Annotated in this window: 21 protein-coding genes and 1 tRNA gene; 3 read left to right on the top strand and 19 right to left on the bottom strand. The window is 62.1% G+C overall.

Annotated elements, in window-relative coordinates; translation table 11 throughout:
- Nucleotides 1–2 precede the first annotated feature (2 nt).
- The 10 genes from IEX64_RS07915 to rpsB all read right to left on the bottom strand — a co-directional run bounded on the left by IEX64_RS07915 (nt 3) and on the right by rpsB (nt 10,899).
- Entirely contained in the window at nt 3–695 is a 693-nt protein-coding gene (locus tag IEX64_RS07915) for an OmpH family outer membrane protein (protein WP_188819112.1), read from the bottom strand.
- On the bottom strand, nt 695–3,358 hold the full coding sequence (bamA, locus tag IEX64_RS07910; protein WP_229710142.1) for an outer membrane protein assembly factor BamA: 2,664 nt from the start codon (nt 3,356–3,358) through the stop codon (nt 695–697). The genes IEX64_RS07915 and bamA overlap by 1 nt, the downstream gene beginning before the upstream one ends.
- A 173-nt stretch (nt 3,359–3,531) precedes the next feature.
- On the bottom strand, nt 3,532–4,917 hold the full coding sequence (rseP, locus tag IEX64_RS07905; protein ID WP_188819110.1) for an RIP metalloprotease RseP: 1,386 nt from the start codon (nt 4,915–4,917) through the stop codon (nt 3,532–3,534).
- A gap of 1 nt (nt 4,918) precedes the next feature.
- On the bottom strand, nt 4,919–6,079 hold the full coding sequence (locus tag IEX64_RS07900) for a 1-deoxy-D-xylulose-5-phosphate reductoisomerase (RefSeq protein ID WP_188819109.1): 1,161 nt from the start codon (nt 6,077–6,079) through the stop codon (nt 4,919–4,921).
- Complete coding sequence (locus IEX64_RS07895; protein ID WP_188819108.1) at nt 6,076–6,834, bottom strand: phosphatidate cytidylyltransferase; 759 nt, start codon at nt 6,832–6,834, stop codon at nt 6,076–6,078. Before IEX64_RS07895 ends, IEX64_RS07900 begins: the two co-directional genes overlap by 4 nt.
- Before the next feature lie 33 nt (nt 6,835–6,867).
- Nucleotides 6,868–7,554 carry a polyprenyl diphosphate synthase gene (uppS, locus tag IEX64_RS07890; RefSeq protein ID WP_188819107.1) on the bottom strand — a complete coding sequence of 229 codons (687 nt, stop codon included), beginning with the start codon at nt 7,552–7,554 and terminating at the stop codon, nt 6,868–6,870.
- Nucleotides 7,555–7,588: 34 nt separating this feature from the next.
- A complete protein-coding gene (frr, locus tag IEX64_RS07885) occupies nt 7,589–8,146 on the bottom strand; it encodes a ribosome recycling factor (RefSeq protein ID WP_188819106.1) in 558 nt (185 codons plus the stop codon).
- A 3-nt stretch (nt 8,147–8,149) separates the two neighbouring features.
- Complete coding sequence (pyrH, locus tag IEX64_RS07880) at nt 8,150–8,872, bottom strand: UMP kinase (protein ID WP_188819105.1); 723 nt, start codon at nt 8,870–8,872, stop codon at nt 8,150–8,152.
- A gap of 234 nt (nt 8,873–9,106) precedes the next feature.
- Complete coding sequence (tsf, locus tag IEX64_RS07875) at nt 9,107–10,030, bottom strand: translation elongation factor Ts (RefSeq protein ID WP_188819104.1); 924 nt, start codon at nt 10,028–10,030, stop codon at nt 9,107–9,109.
- Nucleotides 10,031–10,146: 116 nt separating this feature from the next.
- Nucleotides 10,147–10,899, bottom strand: a complete 753-nt coding sequence (rpsB, locus tag IEX64_RS07870) for a 30S ribosomal protein S2 (RefSeq protein ID WP_188819103.1) — start codon at nt 10,897–10,899, stop codon at nt 10,147–10,149.
- A 372-nt stretch (nt 10,900–11,271) separates the two neighbouring features.
- Between rpsB and IEX64_RS07865 the strand changes: the two genes are divergently transcribed.
- Entirely contained in the window at nt 11,272–11,562 is a 291-nt protein-coding gene (locus IEX64_RS07865) for a hypothetical protein (RefSeq protein ID WP_188819102.1), read from the top strand.
- Between the two features lie 87 nt (nt 11,563–11,649).
- Here IEX64_RS07865 and IEX64_RS07860 read toward each other — a convergent pair whose 3' ends face one another.
- The 4 genes from IEX64_RS07860 to IEX64_RS07845 all read right to left on the bottom strand — a co-directional run bounded on the left by IEX64_RS07860 (nt 11,650) and on the right by IEX64_RS07845 (nt 14,271).
- Nucleotides 11,650–12,021, bottom strand: a complete 372-nt coding sequence (locus IEX64_RS07860) for a VOC family protein (protein WP_188819101.1) — start codon at nt 12,019–12,021, stop codon at nt 11,650–11,652.
- Nucleotides 12,022–12,468: 447 nt separating this feature from the next.
- Nucleotides 12,469–13,251 (bottom strand): CDP-alcohol phosphatidyltransferase family protein, encoded by a 783-nt coding sequence (locus IEX64_RS07855; protein ID WP_188819205.1) that lies wholly within the window; start codon nt 13,249–13,251, stop codon nt 12,469–12,471.
- A gap of 92 nt (nt 13,252–13,343) precedes the next feature.
- On the bottom strand, nt 13,344–14,093 hold the full coding sequence (locus tag IEX64_RS07850; RefSeq protein WP_188819100.1) for a phosphatidylserine decarboxylase: 750 nt from the start codon (nt 14,091–14,093) through the stop codon (nt 13,344–13,346).
- Between the two features lie 92 nt (nt 14,094–14,185).
- Nucleotides 14,186–14,271, bottom strand: a tRNA-Tyr gene (locus tag IEX64_RS07845).
- A 173-nt stretch (nt 14,272–14,444) separates the two neighbouring features.
- Between IEX64_RS07845 and rlmB the strand changes: the two genes are divergently transcribed.
- Both rlmB and IEX64_RS07835 read left to right on the top strand, forming a co-directional pair.
- Nucleotides 14,445–15,263 carry a 23S rRNA (guanosine(2251)-2'-O)-methyltransferase RlmB gene (gene rlmB / locus IEX64_RS07840; RefSeq protein WP_188819099.1) on the top strand — a complete coding sequence of 273 codons (819 nt, stop codon included), beginning with the start codon at nt 14,445–14,447 and terminating at the stop codon, nt 15,261–15,263.
- A gap of 38 nt (nt 15,264–15,301) precedes the next feature.
- Nucleotides 15,302–16,147, top strand: a complete 846-nt coding sequence (locus IEX64_RS07835; RefSeq protein ID WP_188819098.1) for a hypothetical protein — start codon at nt 15,302–15,304, stop codon at nt 16,145–16,147.
- 106 nt (nt 16,148–16,253) lie between these two features.
- Here the strand turns inward: IEX64_RS07835 and IEX64_RS07830 are convergent, their stop codons facing one another.
- The 5 genes from IEX64_RS07830 to rimM all read right to left on the bottom strand — a co-directional run bounded on the left by IEX64_RS07830 (nt 16,254) and on the right by rimM (nt 18,929).
- The gene (locus IEX64_RS07830; RefSeq protein ID WP_188819097.1) at nt 16,254–16,526 is read right to left on the bottom strand and encodes an HU family DNA-binding protein; all 273 of its coding nucleotides are present in this window, start codon (nt 16,524–16,526) and stop codon (nt 16,254–16,256) included.
- A gap of 393 nt (nt 16,527–16,919) precedes the next feature.
- Nucleotides 16,920–17,291: a 50S ribosomal protein L19 gene (rplS, locus tag IEX64_RS07825; protein WP_188819096.1), complete on the bottom strand. Its 372-nt coding sequence runs from the start codon at nt 17,289–17,291 to the stop codon at nt 16,920–16,922.
- Nucleotides 17,288–18,034 (bottom strand): tRNA (guanosine(37)-N1)-methyltransferase TrmD, encoded by a 747-nt coding sequence (gene trmD, locus IEX64_RS07820; RefSeq protein WP_188819095.1) that lies wholly within the window; start codon nt 18,032–18,034, stop codon nt 17,288–17,290. Before trmD ends, rplS begins: the two co-directional genes overlap by 4 nt.
- Nucleotides 18,031–18,366 (bottom strand): hypothetical protein, encoded by a 336-nt coding sequence (locus IEX64_RS07815; RefSeq protein WP_188819094.1) that lies wholly within the window; start codon nt 18,364–18,366, stop codon nt 18,031–18,033. Before IEX64_RS07815 ends, trmD begins: the two co-directional genes overlap by 4 nt.
- Nucleotides 18,367–18,422: 56 nt before the next feature.
- On the bottom strand, nt 18,423–18,929 hold the full coding sequence (gene rimM, locus IEX64_RS07810; protein ID WP_188819093.1) for a ribosome maturation factor RimM: 507 nt from the start codon (nt 18,927–18,929) through the stop codon (nt 18,423–18,425).
- Nucleotides 18,930–18,947: the final 18 nt, after the last annotated feature.

Below are 18,947 nucleotides of genomic sequence, written 5' to 3'. Positions count from 1 at the left end.
TATCAGCGGCCGGCCGGCTGCGTGCTGGTGCTCTGCTGAGCCTGCTCGGCAGCAGCCTGCTGAGCACGAGCTTGGCGAACCTGACGCGGCTCCCACCCTGCCGGCGGTACCAGCTGCGCGGACGGGAGGGCGGTGTTCAGCTCGTTCAGGATGTCCTGATTGAGGTTGTAGGCCGCACCGTTGAAAGCAATGACCGATTCCGGCGACAGGACCATCGAGACGCTGCGCTTGTTCATCGCAGCCTTGAGAGCGTCGTTGAGCTTGTCCTCGATCTGCTCCTGAACATAAGCCTGCGACATCGCGACCGGCTGCAGGATCTGCTGAAGTTCGGCCTTGCCCTTTTCCTGGATCTGCTGGATCGCATTGGCCTGCTGCTGCAGCGAAGCCTGGTTCGGATTGGCCGCCTGACGATCGGTGTTGAACTTGTCGACCATCGGCTGAAGCTGAGCGGTCAGCTGGTCGCGACGGGCCTGCGCCTGATCGTACTGTGCCTTGTAGGTCGTCTCACGCTGCTGCTCGGCCGTCTTGTAGGCATTCGAGTTGGCGATCACGGCGTCGAGGTTGGCAACGCCAAGGCCAGGAACGATGGTACCGCCTTCTGCCTTGCTCGCCTTCTGGGCCAGAGCCGGCTGTGCGGCGACGGTGGCAAGCGCGAGGGCCGAGCCCAGCGCCACGGTCTTGAACATCTTTTTCATCAGAATTGGGTTCCCACGTTAAATGTGAATGTTTTGGGATCGTCGCCATCCTCCTTGAGGAGGACCTTGGAAATGTTGATGCGGAACGGCCCGAAGGGCGAGTTCCAGTTCACACCAAACCCCACCGCGACACGGGGCTTCCAGCTATCGCCGACGAAACGCTCGGTGAAATACTGCGTCGATCCGACTGCCAGGTTGTCAGTACCGTTGGTCTGCTCGGACGTCGTCGTCGTGGTGGTATCAAAGGTACCATCACCGTTGGCAGGGTAGTAGAGCTGATTGCCGTCGCTGTCGCGCGTTCCGATGAAGCAGCCGGCACCGCAGTCGATGGTGTCGGGCGCCTTGATGTTCCAAACAGCGCCGGTGTCGACGAAGATCGATGGACGCAGTCCCATCTCGCGTGCACCAGAGCCAAGCGGGATCTCCAGCTCGGCACGGCCCATGTAGTAGTACTTGCCACCCAGGGCATCGTCGGACTTGTTGCTCTGAACGGTGTAGTCGCCGTTCTCGTCCTGACTGAGGTACTGGCGGATGACGCGTGGGCCCACACCGCGGATGCCGAAGCCGCGGATCTGCGGCTCGCCAAGATAGAAGCGGTCGGTCAGACGGATTTCGTCGCCGCCATAGCCGGTGATGGCACCGCCCTCCGCCGAGAGCGAGAAGATAAACCCGCTGCCAAGCGACCAGTACTTTGCCGCGTTGGCACGCAGGCGCGCATACTTCACGTCACCGCCAAGACCGGCAATGTCGACATTGATCGACGCAGTTTCGCCGCGCGAGGGGCGAATACGGTTGTCGAGCGTATCGTAGACCAGCGAGAGGCCGAGGATGGAGCTGAGGCGCTTGCCGATTGCTTCGCACAGATAGCGACCGGCGCGCAGCGGATCGCAGCCATAAACGCCATTCTCGTCGGTCGAATAGAACTGGTTGCTGCTCAGCGACACGTCGTCGTAGTTGAGCGTGTAGCGACCGATGGCCGTGACATATTCGGTCAACGGAACACCGGCACGCACCTGGAAGCCGGTCGTCGCCTGCTTGTAGGTCGTATTGCGGCTGGAGTTATAATAGTTGAAGCTGTTGTAGTCGCGGCGATAGATGTCGACGCCGAGCGACACGTTCTTGTCGAACAGATAGGGTTCGACGAAGCTCGCCTGCACGCTCTTCGAATAGCGCGAATAGCTGCCCGACAGGCCGACCGTCTGACCACGACCGCGGAAGTTGCGCTGACGCACCGAGGCCTGGAAGATGAAGCTTTCGAGGCTCGAGAAACCAGCCGACAGCTGGAGTTCGCCGGTCGGCTTTTCCTCGACATTGGCTTCGAGGATGATCCGGTCCTCGCCGCTGCCCGGCTTCTGTTCGACCTCGAACTTCTCCTGGAAGTAGCCCAGCGACTTGATGCGGTTGGTCGAGCGCTTGACCTGCAGCGAGTTGAATGCGTCGCCTTCGGCAAGGCGGAACTCGCGGCGGATGACCTTGTCCTGGGTCAGCGTGTTGCCGTTGATGTCGATCCGTTCGACATAGACGCGCGGAGCCTCCTGGATCACGAACGTGATCCCCATGGTGAGGTCTTCCTTGTTGCGGTCGTATTCCGGACGGACATCGGCAAAGGCGTAACCGAAGGCACCGGCCGTCTCGTTGAGGCTGTCGATGGTATCTTCGACCTGCTTGGCATTGTACCAGTCGCCAGCCTTCATCGGCAGGTTCTTCGCCAGCTTCTCGCCGTCGAAATCGCGAAGCTGGCTTTCCACCTTCACGTCGCCGAACTTGTAGCGCTTACCTTCTTCCACCACGTACGTGATGATGAAGTCCTTCTTGTCCGGCGTAAGCTCGGCCACGGCCGAAACCACGCGGAAGTCAGCATAGCCTTCAGTCAGGTAGAACTGACGCAGCTTCTGCTGATCGAAGGCCATGCGGTCGGGGTCATAGCTCGTACCCGAGCTGAAAATGCGCGTTATGCGCGCTTCCTTGGTGACCATCTCGCCGCGCAGCTTCCCGTCGGAGAAGTGCTCGTTGCCGATGATGTTAATCTGGCGAACCTTGGACTTGGGTCCTTCGGTAATCTCGAAAACGATGTCGACGCGGTTCTGGTCGAGCATGACCATCTTCGGCTCGACCGTCGCGGCGTAGCGGCCCTGACGCTTGTAGAGTTCGATGATGCGGGCGACGTCGGCGCGGATCTTCGAGCGCGTGAAGATCTGGCGCGGTGCCACCTTGATCTCGGGCAGGATCTTGTCGTCCTTGATCCGCTTGTTGCCCTCAAGAATGATGCGGTTGACGACCGGGTTTTCCTGAATGGCAATGGTCACATTGCCGCCGTCGTTTGTGACCTGGACGTCCTTGAACAGTTCGGTCGAGTAGAGGTCCTTCAGCGCTTGGTCGGCCGCAGCCTTGGAGTAAGGCTGGCCGATACGCAGATCGATGTAGGACATCACCGTCTGGGGCTCGAGACGCTCGGCACCTGTCACCCGGATCGACTGAATGGTCTGAACGGCAGGAGCAGGATCGGGCGTCTCAGTCGGTGCAGGTGCTGCAGCCGGAGCAACCTCCGGTGCCTGCTCGGCATCCTGGGCGAAAGCCGCTTCGGGAACACCCGCGAGGATCGTGGTCCCAAGAAGCACTGCCGCAAGCTGCGACGCACGGCGGGCATCAGTGCTGCGAACCATTTCCCATCCCATCATTCTACGCAAATTCCCGTTTTCGCTTTCGCGATGAACCCTACATGCCGGACACGCCTGATGCTTGCCCAGCAGGCAATCGCAGCCATCTGCCCGATGGAAAGCCTGCGATCAAGCAGCCAAACCCGGCGAGATTGTGATCGTTGGATAAAACCTCCAGGCTATCCCCCGAAAATCGGTAGAGACACCAGATCGTTGACAGTCACAAACAGCATCAGCGCAAGTACCAGCGCCACGCCGGTGCGGATCGCCCATTCCTGACTGCGTACATCCAAGGGCCTGCGGCGGACCATTTCGGCCGCATAGAAAGCCAGGTGCCCACCGTCGAGGCCAGGGATTGGCAGGAGGTTGATGAATGCCAAGTTAATCGAGATCAGGGCCACAAATCCGACAAAGGCATCCCAGCCCAGACTGAACTGTTCGCCCGAATATTTGGCGATCTTGATCGGCCCACCAAGCTCCTTCACGGATCGGTCGCCCGTGAAAATCTGGCGGATCCCCGTCACCATCGTGCCCATGATCGTGAAGCTGCGCGAAACGCCGAGTTCCACCGCTTCGGTCGGGCTCACGGGCACCACTTCACCGAAACCGGCACGGATACCGAGCTGGCCGAACGCCTTCTCCTGCCCATCAGGCCCCTTGGCGGTGATCGAGCCGATCGTGACCGGGAAAACCCGCGCCTCGCCATCACGCAGCGCCGTGACCGTCACCTGCTTTCCGGGGAAAGGCTGAACCAGTTCGGGGATGTCGCCAAAGCTGCGAACGTCGGCATCATCAATGGCGACGATGCGGTCGCCCGCCTGCAAACCGGCTTGTTCGGCAGGCGATTCGCCAAAGAAGCCGCCAATGATCGGCGGAACGAAATCGATGCCGATGTCACCGATTTTCGCCGTATTGCCGAACTCGTCGCTGACCTGCTCGCTCGCGATCGTAACCGGCAGCACCAAAGTGCGCCCATCGCGCTCGATCGTGACCGGCAGCGTCTTCCCGGCAAAATACGCGACCCGGCCGGGCACCTCGGTAGCGCTGTCGATCTTGTCGCCGTCGATCGCGACAATACGATCCCCGATCTCCATGCCCGCCGCCTGCGCTGGCGAATTCACGGTAAAGGCAGCGACTTCGGCCTCGGCAACCGTGCGGCCGTTGAAAAAGGCAAAGGCGGCCAGAATGGCCACGCAGAGCAGGAAATTGGTGGCTGGTCCGGCGAACACGATCAGCGCGCGCTGCCACAGCGGCTTTACATGGAAAGTGTGCGAGCGTTGCTCCGGCGTCAGGCCGTCGTCTGCAGCCGATGGCGCACTCGCCGGGTTCATGTCTCCCGCGAACTGGACATAGCCCCCCAGCGGTAGAGCCGACAGCTTCCAGCGCGTGCCGCGCTTGTCCGTCCAGCCAGCAAGCTCCTTGCCGAAACCGACCGAAAAGGCATCGGCCTTCACACCGAACAGGCGACCGACGAGGTAGTGCCCCAGCTCATGGATCAGGACCAACGGCCCCAGCACGAGAAGAAAAGCGAAGATCGTCGTCAGCAAATTGGGCGATCCGGTCAAGTCAGGCAGCCTCCATCAGTTCCCGCGCCCGCTGCCGCGCTTCGCTGTCGACATCGAGGACGTCGGACAGGCTGGCAGGCGGAACGGGCATATAGGTATTGAGCACGTCTTCTACCTGTGCAGCAATCCGGGTGAACGAAATCTGACCGGCGAGAAAGGCGGCAACGGCCACTTCGTTCGCGGCATTGAGCACTGCAGGAATAGCGCCTCCCGCGTGCGCCGCATCGCGTGCCAGCCGCGTCGCCGGGAAGCGCACCTCATCGGGCATGCGGAACGTAAGTTCGCCGATGGCCGCCAGATCGAGCGGATCGCAGGGCGTGTTCATGCGTTCGGGCCACGCCAGCGCGGACGCAATCGGCACCCGCATGTCGGACGGGCCGAGTTGCGCGAGCGTCGATCCATCGCGGTATTCCACCATCGAATGCACGATCGATTGCGGGTGAACGATGATGCGCAAGCGGTCGAGGCCCACCGGGAAGAGGTGATGCGCCTCGATCAGTTCCAGCCCCTTGTTGAACATCGTGGCCGAATCCACGCTGATCTTGGCGCCCATATCCCAGTTGGGATGCTTGATCGCCTGTGCCGGCGTCGCCGCGCAAAGCTGTTCCCATGACCAGTCGCGAAACGGCCCCCCGCTCGCGGTCAGGGTAATCCAGCGGACGTGCGCGACATCGTTGCCCTGCAGACACTGGAAGATCGCGTTGTGCTCGGAATCGACGGGCAGCAATGTGGCGCCATGCTTCGCGACAGCCGCCGTCATGACTTCGCCGGCCGATACAAGGGCCTCCTTGTTGGCAAGGGCGATCACCCCACCTTTTTCGATGGCCGCCATGGTCGGTGCCAGCCCGGCGCAGCCAACGATGGCCGCGACCGTCACATCAACGCCGCGACCAGCCACTTCGATCAGGGCATTGCAACCGCCGGCCACCTCTATGCCGGTCCCGGCGAGCGCCTCGCGCAATTCCGGCAAGCGAGCCTCATCCGCGACCACGGCTATTTCGGCAGAGAACTCGCGGGCAAGGCGTGCCAGTTCCAGCGCATTGGAATGGGCGGTGAGCGCTACGACGCTCCAGTTTTCACGCTCACGACGCACGAGATCGAGCGTGGAGGCTCCTACCGAGCCTGTGGCGCCCAAAACAGAGAGGCTGCGCTGCGCACTCATCGCGGCTGGAACAACAGCATGAGGGCCAGCACGAACAGCACGGCGAGAAGACCGTCCACGCGGTCGAATGCGCCACCATGGCCGGGAATCAGGTTACCGGAGTCCTTCACGCCAGCGCGGCGCTTCATCCAGCTTTCGAAGAAGTCGCCTGCCTGCGCGCAGATGGCCAGAAGGATGCCCGTCATCAGGCACATCGCGAAAACCGGGATGGCACCTGCCTCGAGATACCAGCAGGGCTGCATGCCGAAGCAGGCGGGGGCATCTGCAACGAAGCCCGCCTGCGTCAGCCATATGCTGCCATTGCGCCACAGCATCGCGGCCGCAAACAGCGCAAGCGTCCCGCCCAGTGCGCCGCCCACAAGGCCGGACCATGTCTTGGAAGGACTGATAGCCGGCGCAATCTTGGGACCACCGAACGTGCGCCCGGTGAAATAGGCGCCAACGTCAACGGCGATGACTGCAGCAAGCACCGTCAACAGCGGCGCGAGGGTAAAGCTCGGATGGCGCAGAAACAGCAACATCGCCGCTCCCATGCCGACGTAGAGCATTCCGGCAAAGTTCCACAGGCCGCGCTCGGCCGGGCTCTGCGTCCCTGCCCTGGCTAGCTTGACCCATTCCCACAGCACTGCGACCGCAACCGCGCAAACGAACGCGATCCACACGGGGCCACCCAGCCAGACGGCCGCGCCGGCCACGACCAGCATTACCGCTGCGGAGATCACGCGAATGCCAAGGTCCGACTTAGTCTGTGTCATAGTCCTCTCGCCCGGGCCTGATCGCCAAGCTGCTCAGCGCCCCCCATAACGCCTCTCGCGTGCAGCGAAGGTGTTCAGCGCGGCCTTCAGATGCTCGGCGGTGAAATCCGGCCAGAGCACGTCGGTAAAGAGCATCTCTGCATAAGCAGCTTGCCAGAGCAGGAAGTTCGAAAGCCGGACTTCACCGGACGTCCGGATCAGCAGATCGAGCGGCGGCATGTCCGCCGTATCGAGTTCCGCGGAAATCGTCTCGGGGGTGATCGCCCCCTTGGCGGCCGCCTTGCTGGCAGCGCGCGCAATCTCGTCCTGCGAGCCGTAGTTCAACGCCACGGCCAGCGTGGTACCCGAATTGCGCGCCGTACGCTCGACGGCCTTTTCGACCAGCTCGACGACATCGGGTTTGAACGCCTGATAATTGCCGATGATCTTGAGCCGCACACCGGCCTCGGCAAATTCGTCGAGGTCCGAGACGATGAAGCGCTTCATCAGGCTCATCAGATCGGAGACTTCTTCCTCGGGTCGCCGCCAGTTCTCGGTCGAAAAGGCATAGAGGGTCAGCGCCTCCAGACCCAGGTCACGCGCCCCGCGCACGACCTTGCGCACCGCCTCCACGCCGCGCTGGTGCCCCAGCGCACGCGGCAGGCGGCGCTTCTTGGCCCAGCGCCCGTTGCCATCCATGATAATGGCAACATGGCGCGCCCGCGGCGCATCCCCGTTCATCTCGTTTCACTCACTGCAAGGTGGGACATAACCCTCACTTGTTGAGGATTTCCTTTTCCTTGCGCGCCAGCTCCTCGTCGACGGCCTTGATCTGCTCGTCGGTCAGCTTCTGGACATCCCCTTCGGACCGCTTCTTGTCGTCCTCGGAGATCTCCTTCTTGCTCTCGTCGGCCTTGAGCGCTTCCATGCCGTCACGGCGCACGTTACGGATCGCGACGCGGGCCTTTTCGGCATACTGGCTGGCCAGCTTCGCCAGTTCCTTGCGGCGCTCTTCGGTGAGATCGGGAATCGGCAGGCGCAGCGTGTTGCCGTCATTGATCGGGTTGAGGCCAAGACCGGCAGACCGGATCGCCTTCTCGACCGGGCCGATGTTCGACTTGTCCCAGACCTGCACCGAGATCATCCGCGGTTCAGGCACCGAAACCGTGGCAACCTGGTTGAGCGGCATGTTCGCGCCATAGACTTCGACCTGCACGGGATCGAGCAGCTGCGTCGATGCACGGCCGGTGCGCAGGCCGACAAGGTCCTGTTTGAGCGCTTCGACAGCGCCCTTCATGCGGCGTTCGAGATCGGCCTTGTCGTACTTGGCCATTGTTCAGGCTCCTTTCTGCACGATCGTCTGCGTTCCCTGTCCCGCCAGAACGCGGGCGAGATTGCCCTGTTCGCGGATCGAGAACACGACGATCGGAATAGCGTTGTCGCGGCACAGGGCCACGGCGGAAGCATCCATCACCTTCAGGTTGTCGGCGAGAACGGTGTCGTAATCGACGGATTCGTAACGCTTGGCGTCCGGATTGGTTTTCGGATCGCTGTCATAGACGCCATCGACGCTGGTACCCTTGAGCAGGGCATCGCAGCGCATTTCAGCGGCACGCAGCGCGGCGCCGGAATCGGTCGTGAAATAGGGAGCGCCCACGCCGGCGGCGAAGATCACCACCCGCCCCTTTTCGAGATGCCGTTCGGCCCGACGGCGGATCACCGGCTCGCAGACCTGATCCATCTGTACGGCGGATTGGACGCGCGTTTCCACGCCCAGTTGTTCAAGCGCGTTCTGCATTGCGAGCGCATTCATGACCGTGGCGAGCATGCCCATGTAGTCCGCCTGTGCGCGATCCATGCCCTTGGCAGCGCCAGCCATGCCGCGGAAGATATTGCCGCCGCCGATGACGAGGCAGATCTCGAGGCCGGTTTCCTTGGCCGCCTTCACTTCCTTGGCCAGTTCGGCAACGAATTCGGAGTCTATCCCGAATTGCTGGCTCCCCATCAGCACTTCGCCCGACAGCTTGAGAAGGACGCGTTTGTAGGGGGAGGATGACATGCCGCTCGGTCTCCTGGGGATTAGTCTGGAGCGGCTTTAGGAGGGCGCAGGCGGATTGCCAAGGGGCGAGGTTGTGGATGGGAGAATGTTGGCGCTCGACTACACGTAAGCTACAAAATCGAAGATCCGTCTAATCCGGACAAGCGGCGGCTTGGCAAACGAAAGCGGGCCGGGAAGCCTTTGCGCTTCCCGGCCCGCCTTGTTTCGTTTCCCAAAGGAAGTGCGGCTGAAATATCAGCCGGCAACCGCAGCGGCGACTTCCGCTGCGAAGTCGCTCTCTTCCTTCTCGATGCCTTCGCCGAGCTGGAAGCGCACGTAGTCCTTGAGGACGATCTTCGAACCCGCTTCCTTGCCGGCCGCATCGACGACCTGCTGGATCGGGGTCTTGTTGTCCATCACGAAGACCTGCGAGAGCAGCGCGTTTTCCTTGGCGTACTTGGCAATCGCGCCTTCGACCATCTTCTGCTGCACGTTCTCGGGCTTGCCGGATTCGGCGGCCTTTTCCTGGGCGATCTTGCGCTCACGCTCGATCAGTTCGGCGTCGAGATCGTCAGCGGTCAGCGCCAGCGGGAAAGCCGCGGCGATGTGCATGGCGATCTGCTTGCCGAGGGCTTCCAGAACGTCGGCCGGCGCTTCCGATTCCAGAGCAACCAGAACGCCAATCTTGCCGAGGTTCGGCGCAGCAGCGTTGTGCATGTAAGGGACGACGACGCCGTTGGCGACTTCGACGGTCTTCATGCGGCGAACCTGCTGGTTCTCGCCGATGGTCGCGACGTTGTTGGTCAGCGCTTCGGCAACGGTGCCGCCGGTGGGATAGCTGGCAGCCTTGAGCGCTTCGATGTCGTCGCCCGAGACGCCCAGCGCGACTTCGGTGGTGTTGCGCACGAAGTCCTGGAACTGCTCGTTCTTGGCAACGAAGTCGGTTTCCGAGTTGACCTCGACGGCAACGCCCTTGGTGCCCGAAACGGCAACGCCGACCAGACCTTCGGCCGCCGTGCGGCTCGACTTCTTGGCGGCGGCGGCAAGACCCTTGGCACGCAGCGCGTCAACGGCGGCTTCGAGGTCACCGTTCGACTCGTCGAGAGCCTTCTTGCAGTCCATCATGCCGGCGCCGGTGCGCTCGCGCAGGTTCTTCACGTCAGCGGCGGTGTAAGCCATCGCTCAAATCCTTTTGTTTGCTGGAGCCAGTTGCTGGCCCCCGATATGGGTGCGCGCCAGGCCCTGTGGACCCGGCGCGCGACAATTCCATGACGAAACGTCGTGGCCGGGGCCGATCAGGCCTCGACGGCTTCCGCGGTCGGCTCGTCCATGGCGCCGATGTCGGCACCGCTGTCGATCACGGCTTCGCGGCCGCCCTTGGTGGCAGCCTGAGCGACGGCGTCGCAGTAGAGGCGAACGGCGCGGCTGGCGTCGTCGTTGCCCGGGACCGGGAACGCGATGCCCTGCGGGTTCACGTTAGTGTCGAGCACGGCCACAACCGGAATGCCGAGGACGTTGGCTTCCTTGATCGCGAGGTCTTCCTTGTTGGCGTCGATCACGAACATGACATCGGGGATGCCACCCATGTCGCGGATACCGCCGAGCGACAGTTCAAGCTTGTCGCGCTCACGGGTGAGCTGAAGGATTTCCTTCTTGGTCAGGCCGTGGGTGTCGCCGGCAAGCTGCTCTTCCAGCGCCTTGAAGCGCTTGATCGACTGCGAGATCGTCTTCCAGTTGGTGAGCATGCCGCCCAGCCAGCGGTGGTTGACGAAGTGCTGGCCACAAGCGCGGGCAGCCTGAGCGATCGGCTCCTGAGCCTGACGCTTGGTGCCGACGAAGAGCACCTTGCCGCCCGACTGGACAGTGGCCGAGATAAAATCGAGCGCACGGGCCATGAGCGGCACGGTCTGCGACAGGTCGATGATGTGGATGCCGTTGCGGGCGCCGAAGATGTACGGTTTCATCCGCGGGTTCCAGCGGTGGGTCTGGTGGCCGAAGTGGGCACCGGCTTCGATGAGCTGCTGCATGGTGACGACAGGAGCCGCCATAAGTAATTCCTTTCCGGTTATGCCTCTGGAAAGCTGGAACCGTGCAGATCAGCCCGCCGCGGCACCGGTATGTGTGCTTTCCATGTGGATTTGCAGAGGTTGCCGCCCCCCGATTCGGGGCCGATCGCCTAAGCGCGCTCGCCCTTAGAGGCATTCACGATGGAAAGCCAGCCCCCTTCTATCGCGCACTTCGGGCGATTCGCCGCACTTTCCTCCGTTTCGGAACAGATTCCGGTCCGTTTTGGGAACGGCAGGCTCTTAAAAGCTTTTAATCGGCAAATATGACAGTAAATTAGCTAACACTTCAAGAACGCGAATATCTGTTGGGGGTTTTTGAAAGTCACCGGGGGGTGATATCGCCGAAGGAGACACATGATGAGTGTCATTCCATCTCTACTTTTCACCCTTGCGGCAATCGCCGCATTCGTGACCATCTGGATAAGTCTCAAGTCCGCCCTTCCTGCAATCGCACGACTACGCACCGAGCTGGCGGGTGCCCATACGGTACAAGAGATTACCATTCACACCATGGATCCTCGTGCCGGGGCTGAGCTGGAGATTGACGCTCTGCCACTGCCGCGACACATGCGCCGCCGTCTGCGGCCCAAACCGATTACGCATCGCCTGCATCATTACGCGCGCACGGCCAGAAGCGCGGCCTGACTTTCCGACCGGCCCGCTCGCGGCCAGTTACCTTCGTAAGCCTGACACCTAACGGGATCGTCCTGCTCTGGATCGTGTTCGGTCGACCTATTCCGGTGCCTCGCATTGCTGCCAAAGCTCGATCTTCACGCCATCGGGATCGAGAAGCCACGCGAACTTGCCGTACCCCTCGTCGACCGAATCCAGCACGTCGATACCCTTGGCGCGAAGATCCTGGACGAACGCATCGAGATCATCGACGCGCAGATTGATCATGAAAGCGCCTGCGCCCGGCCGAATGTAGGTCTCGTCCGAAAAGTGGCTGATGAGCGAATAGGGCTTCTCGCCCTTCTCTTCCGACCACAGCAGCATCGGCCCATATTCGCCATCGATGCCGAGCGTATCGCGATACCACGCTCGCGTAGCGGCCGGATCCTTCACGACGTAGAACACGCCGCCCAACCCCGTAACCTTTGCCATCACCTGCCTCATCTTCGTTCCAGGATCCCCGGATGAAGGCATCCGGGGCGGTGTGGAAGCCTACGCCAATCAGGCGGAGCTGTCGCCGAGGGAGACGGAATGATGGCCTTACGACGCAATGTTCCAATTAGCGCTTGACAACTTAGGAACAAAAAGCGAACAAAAGCTCGCAAGAACATTATTAGAACAGATTAGCGTTTTCCACAAGCCGTCCACTGACCTGCACACATGTCGCGGACGATGGCTCGAAAGGATCGGTCATGACTGCGTTCGCTGCCTGCCTCTTCGCCTTTGCCGCCCTAATCTCTGCCGGCATCATTGCCGCAAGCTGGCGTCGCCATGGCAAGCGCGCGCTTTCGCTTCGGGGCGAGCTGAAAGCCTGTCCCGGGGAAATGGCCATCAACTGGAAGTCGATTGAACGCAGGCGCTATCCCGGGCCGTTCGCGCTCAGGATGGACCGAGCGGTGCGCCCTGTTCGTCAAAATACTCCGGCGCAGGGTCTGGAGTGGCCTGGGCTGGCGCTTGCCGCCTGACCTTGGCGTACGTCACCAGACCGATCGGGATCAGCAGCAGATAGACGATCGTAATCGCCACAAGCGTGAACCACGGCTCGGTAAGCAGCGCCGCCATGGTCAGCCCCACAAGGGCAATCATGCCCAGACGCAGGCTGGGAGGCGGCCGCAGCCGCGACCAGCTCAGCGTCGGCAAGCTGGAAATCATCAGGAAAGCGCAGAGAACCATCCATCCGCTGACTAGGATGGGATTGGCAAACTCGGAAACGCCGCTGGCGATCCACAGATAGAGCGGAAGAAAAGCGAGACCTGCCCCCAGAGGAGCAGGCACGCCGGTCAGGAAACCGGCCTGCTTGTGCGGCTGATCGAGCATGTCGAGCCGCGCGTTGAAACGCGCCAGCCTCAGCACGCAGCAGATCGCAAAGGCCAGAGCCGCGATCCACCCCACGCTCGGCAACTGGTGGAGGCTCCAAAGATAGACGATCAGCGCGGGGGCGACGCCGAAGGAAATCGAATCGGCGAGACTGTCGAGCTCAGCGCCGAAACGCGTCTGCGCCTTGAGTAGGCGCGCGGCACGACCGTCGATACCGTCGAGCAGCCCGGCCAGGATCACAGCCTGCACCGAACGCTCGAAATCACCACCGATGGCGAAGCGAATGCCGGTCAGGCCCGCGCACAGTGCGGCGGCAGTAATGGCATTGGGCACAATGGCGCGCATCGAGAGACCGCGCGCGAGACGGCGTCGGCCGGCGCCCTTACCCTCCACAAACCCATCGTGTTCCGGAGCCGATCCGTCGCCGGGTTCAATACTCACTGCACAACGCCCTCGATCAGAGGTGCGGCGCCGAGTTCGGCAAGGACAGTTTCGCCGGCGATCGTCTTCTGACCCATCACCACCCGCGGCTCCACACCAGCGGGAAGATAGACGTCAACACGGCTGCCAAAGCGAATCAGGCCGACGCGCTGACCGGCAGCGATGAAATCGCCCGGCTTGATGAAAGGCACGATGCGCCGCGCCACAAGGCCGGCGATCTGCGTGAAACAGATGCGGGTGCCGTCGCTACGCTCGATCAGCACGTGCTGGCGCTCGTTCTCTTCGCTCGCCTTGTCGAGGTCTGCGTTCACGAACTTGCCGGGAATATAGATCACGCGCTTGACAGTACCGCCAATCGGCGCGCGATTGATGTGCACGTCGAACACCGACATGAAAATCGAGACACGGGTAACCGGCGCATTCGGCATCGGCGCAGAGCCCGACCCGTCGTCCACCGTCAGTTCACGCGGCGGCGCGACCTTGCTGATCAGCGTCACCAGCCCGTCGGCCGGCGCCACAATGCCGCGGTCGTCCTGGGGCGTCACGCGCACCGGGTCGCGGAAGAAGGCCAGGACGCAAAGCGTCAGCACTGCAAGCGGCCAGCCTACCCAAGGGCCGAGCAGCAACCAGCCAATCAGCGCTACGCCGCCGGCGATCGCTCCGAACTTGCGCCCTTCGGCATGAATGGAGGGCCACTGCCATGATGCTTCACCACGGCCTTGATTATCGAGTATTTCTGACGCCATCAGCTTCATCTAGTCCCTGTGCACAGGTACCGCAATGCCCGCCCATACGCATGGGGACCATCGGAACCGTCACTGTTGCTTAAGGAAGCTGGTGGTGGACAGGGCTGGATTCGAACCAACGTACGCTTGCGCGGGCAGATTTACAGTCTGCTGCCTTTAACCACTCGGCCACCTGTCCACACCAGTTTCTGGCTGCTGCTCTTCCCGCCATCGAGGCGGTGGAGCGGCTTGGTCGAGGCCCTTTTTTCGGAGCCCCGTTGCCGAGGAGCCGCGCCTTTGCCGAACCGAGCCTTGCCTGTCAATGGGGTCGCTGCCAAAGCGGGGGCACATTTTTCACTGAAAGGACAATCGATGAGCAAGCGCAGCGACAGGCAGGAGGGTGGACGCCCGGCCCGGGCCCTGCGCGGCCGTGCAGGCCGAATGAAAAACGGGCGTGGCAGCGGCCGGGCCTCTTCGGGCATGGTACGCCTCTGGGGCCGTCATGCCGTGGAGGCCGCCCTCAATAATCCCAACCGCAGCCACCGAAAGCTTTGGGCGACGCGCGAAGCCGTCGAATCGCTCGGCGGAGAGCTGCCGGCGGATTTTCCCGTCGAGTGGGCGCAGCCGGTCGATCTGGCCCGGCTGGTGGCACGCGATGCACCGCATCAGGGGCTGGTGCTCGAATGCGAACCTCTGGACGACCTGTTCCTCGCAGACGTACTCGACGGGGATCCGGCAAGGCCGCTCGTGGTTCTCGATCAAGTGACCGATCCGCACAACGTCGGCGCGATCATGCGTTCGGCCAAGGCATTCGATGCCTGCGCCATCGTGACCCAGGACCGCCATGCGCCGCCCGAATCGGGCGTGCTCGCCAAGTCGGCCTCGGGCGCTCTCGAAACGCTGCCATGGATCCGCGTGGTCAATCTGGCCCGCGCGCTCGATGAAATTGCCGAAGCAGGATACTGGCGCCTCGGACTGGACGGCGAAGGCGAAGCAACTCTGGCAGATGCGCTGCCGGCCGGTCCCGTGGCGCTGGTGCTGGGCGCCGAAGGCGAAGGCATGCGCCACAATATCTTACAACATTGCGATGCCATCGCACGCCTGCCGATCAGCCATGAAATGGAAAGCCTCAACGTCAGCAATGCCGCTGCCATTGCGCTCTATGCGGCAGCAATGCGCCAAACCGTGTAAAAGGAACACAAAAGCCCATCGAAGACATCAGGGGGATCATGCAGACACTATCGAACGGAAATGCCGGCCGCAAAGTGCTGACCGGATTTGCCGTCGCCGCGCTCTCGCTGCTCGCCGCTGCCTGTATCTTCGCGCCGGGCGCGTTCACGTCTCGCCTCGACATACGCAAGGATCGCAGTTTCTCGTTCCGCTACACCGGCGAGATCCTGATGATACCGATGATGGAATCGAGCAAATCGGACAAGAAGGCCACCTTCAAGCCCGACGACTGCTACGACGACGACACCTATGAGAAACGTGACTGCACCCCTGCCGAAATCGGCGATCAGAAGGCGCAGTGGGAGGAGGAAAACGCCAGCAAGGACAAAGGCAAGGCACAGGCTGCCCAGATGATGCTGGGCGGAATGGACCCGAGCAATCCCGAAGCCGGCAAGGCAATGGCTGAAAAGCTGCGGCGCCAGACCGGCTGGAACAAGGTCGAGTACATGGGCGAAGGCAAGTTCGACGTCGATTTCGCGATCTCCGGCACGCTGGGCCACGACTTCGTCTTTCCGACCATGGAAGACTTCCCGGTGAGCAACGCCTTTGTCCAGGTCTCCTTGCGCCACGACGGCAGCATTCGCATCGACGCGCCCGGCTTCGGTCCTCCGAGCGGCAGCGCGGCCATGGCCGGTATGATGTCCGGCATGGCCAGCACGGATAAGTCGGACGACAGCCCCACGGCCCTGGCGGATGGCACTTTCACTGTCCTGACCGATGCGCAGATCCTGGCCAACAATACCGATGAAGGGCCGAAGTCTGCTCCCGGCGGTCAGGCGCTGGAATGGGAAATCAATCCGCGCACCAAGGCGGCCCCAACCGCCCTCCTGAAAATGGTAGACTGAGCAGAGCTTTCACAAAGTTCGCTCAAAACGAAAAACGCCGCGCCAACCGAGGTTGGCGCGGCGTAATCGTTTCTGGCCTGCGAGGCGTTACAGACCGCAAGGCGCCTTAGTTGACAGCGTCCTTGAGGCCCTTGCCGGCCTTGAACTTCGGCTGCGACGAAGCCTTGATTTCCATCGGCTCGCCGGTGCGCGGGTTACGGCCGGTCGAAGCCTTACGCTTGGCAACCGAGAAGGTGCCGAAACCGACCAGACGCACTTCGTCGCCCTTCTTCAGCGCACCGGTGATGGCGTCGAACACGCTTTCGACCGCCTTGGTCGCATCGCTACGGGTAAGGCCGCTGGAGTCGGCAACTGCGCTGATGAGATCGTTCTTGTTCATTCTGGGAACCCCCTACCTTTCAGTGGAATCGGTTTGTGTTGGGATATGTTTGAATCGCCTCGGATAGGCACGGAATTGAGCGGGTTTTGACGGCGGTGGCAAGGGCTAAACCACCGTCAAATCCGCAGTTTATCGCGTTTTTCCGCCATTCTCTTGCCGATTTCGGGCTTGTGCAATGCAACATGCGCGACGACGCAGCGCGCCGACTCGCGCATGGGAGCAAATCACCGCAATGCAGCATTCCTGCCCGGCTGCCGCAGGCGACGATAGGCATCTCGATTCGGTGAAAATAGTTTAATCGAGAGCGGCGACGGAGCCCACTGCGCCGGACACGAAAAAGGCGGCCCGAAATCGAACCGCCTCCTTCTGTCCATCCTTGCGGATATTTTCAGCTCAGCCTTTGGCTTCGCTGAAGTCGCGACGCTCGGCGATGCGGGCGCGCTTACCGGTACGACCACGCAGGTAGTACAGCTTGGCGCGGCGCACGATGCCCTTGCGCACGACAGTGATCGAATCGATGTTCGGCGAGTAGAGCGGGAAAACGCGCTCCACGCCTTCACCGAAGCTGATCTTGCGAACGGTAAAGTTGGAACCCATGCCGCGGTTCGAACGCGCGATGCACACGCCTTCGAAGTTCTGCACACGGGTACGGGTGCCTTCAACGACCTTCACGCCGACGCGAACGGTGTCGCCCGGGCGAAACGTCGGGATATCCTTGGCAGCCTTGGAGATTTCCTCGGCTTCGATCTGCTGAATCAGGTTCATGAACCCAAGTCCTTCGTTCTGTGCCGCGCGCCAGAGGCAGACTGGTCCCGAGCACCGACATGGCGCTCCCAAAGGTCCGGTCTGCGTAACCGTGTATCTTCTTCCGCCTTTTGTTTCCGCCAGGCGGCGATTTTCGCATGATCCCCCGATCGCAGCACTTCAGGGATCGTGCGCCCTTCCCATTCGACAGGTCGGGTGTAGTGCGGATACTCGAGAAGGTCGTCCTCGAACGACTCCTCGGTCCCGCTTGAAGCCGCGCCCATTACGCCGGGAAGCAGCCGAATGCAAGCGTCTAACAGCATCAAAGCCGCCGGTTCTCCGCCGGAAAGCACGATGTCGCCGACGGAGATCTCTTCCACACCCCTGCCCGCGAAAATCCGCTCGTCGAATCCCTCGAAACGGCCGCACAGGATGGTGACGCCCGAACCTGCGGCGAGCTCCCGCACCCGCGCTTGCGCCAGCGGCTTCCCCCGCGGGGTCATGGCCAGCACCGGCGCATCGGGATTGAGGCCGCGGGCATGGTCGATGGCACTGGCGAGAACATCGGCCTTGAGCACCATACCGGCACCACCGCCCGCAGGCGTGTCGTCCACGGTGCGATGCTTGTCGGTCGCGAAATCGCGGATCTGCACAGGCGTGATCGACCACTTGCCCTGTTCAAGCGCCCTGCCCGCCAACGATATGCCCAGCGGGCCGGGAAACATCTCCGGGTAGAGCGTGAGGACTGTGGCGGCGAAGGTCATGTCCGGCCGCCATCAGGCCGACGCCTGGCCAGCTGCCGACCCAGAACATATCCAACCATGCCCAGACCGAACCCGATCGCAAGATTCACAACACCCACCACAAGCAAGGCATAAAACCACATAGGCCCCGTATTGTGGCAGGGCGGCGTCTCGCACGGGCTCATGTCTGCAGTGATGTAGATGAAGGCGGCCATACCGAAGATGGCGACCGCGCCAGGCACCGTGGCGATCAGGCCGCAGAGCCAGCTTGCCATGCCTGACCTAAAGAGGACCAGCCCCAGCCCGATCAGAACCGGAACGACGAACAGGATCGCCAGCGTGACAATTGCCATGATCGTTTCGCCTTCCAGTTCAAACGCCCCGCTGCGCCGCTTCAGGGCCCAATGCCCTATTCGACGAATGCCGCCACGACAACGACGCGAGACGCATCCCATTCGGGGACTGCGGATGCGATCATGGGCACCATGAAGCGTTGTACGCGGCCTTTGTCGTCCGGTTCAGCGCGTTCGATTTCCAGCACATCCCCCGCCCCGAAGTTCTCGACGGCGACGACCGATCCCAACGCTTCGCCTTCATCCGAAACGGCGGCTAGGCCGATCAGATCGGCGTGGTAGTACTCGCCCTCCGCGAGGTCCGGCATGGCCGAGCGCGGCACTGTAAGAGCCGTACCGCGCAGCTTTTCAGCAGCTGTACGATCCGGCACTTCCTCAAAGCGCGCGATAGCGCCACCCTTGCCGTCGTCGCGCAGCTTCTTCAGCGTCAGCGTGGAATCGTTGAAGGCGCGGTAGCACTTGAGCGCTGCCACGCCTTCTCCGAACAGCTTGAGGCGGACTTCGCCCGTCACGCCATGCGCGCCGGCAATGGCTGCGAGCGTGACAGGCATGTCGGTAGCCATACCGCAAAATCTCCGGGC

The organism is Novosphingobium indicum (genome assembly GCF_014645195.1).
GTDB lineage: Bacteria > Pseudomonadota > Alphaproteobacteria > Sphingomonadales > Sphingomonadaceae > Novosphingobium > Novosphingobium indicum.
Note: the sequence above shows the minus strand (reverse complement) of the source record. Positions and strands in the feature narration are given on the sequence as shown.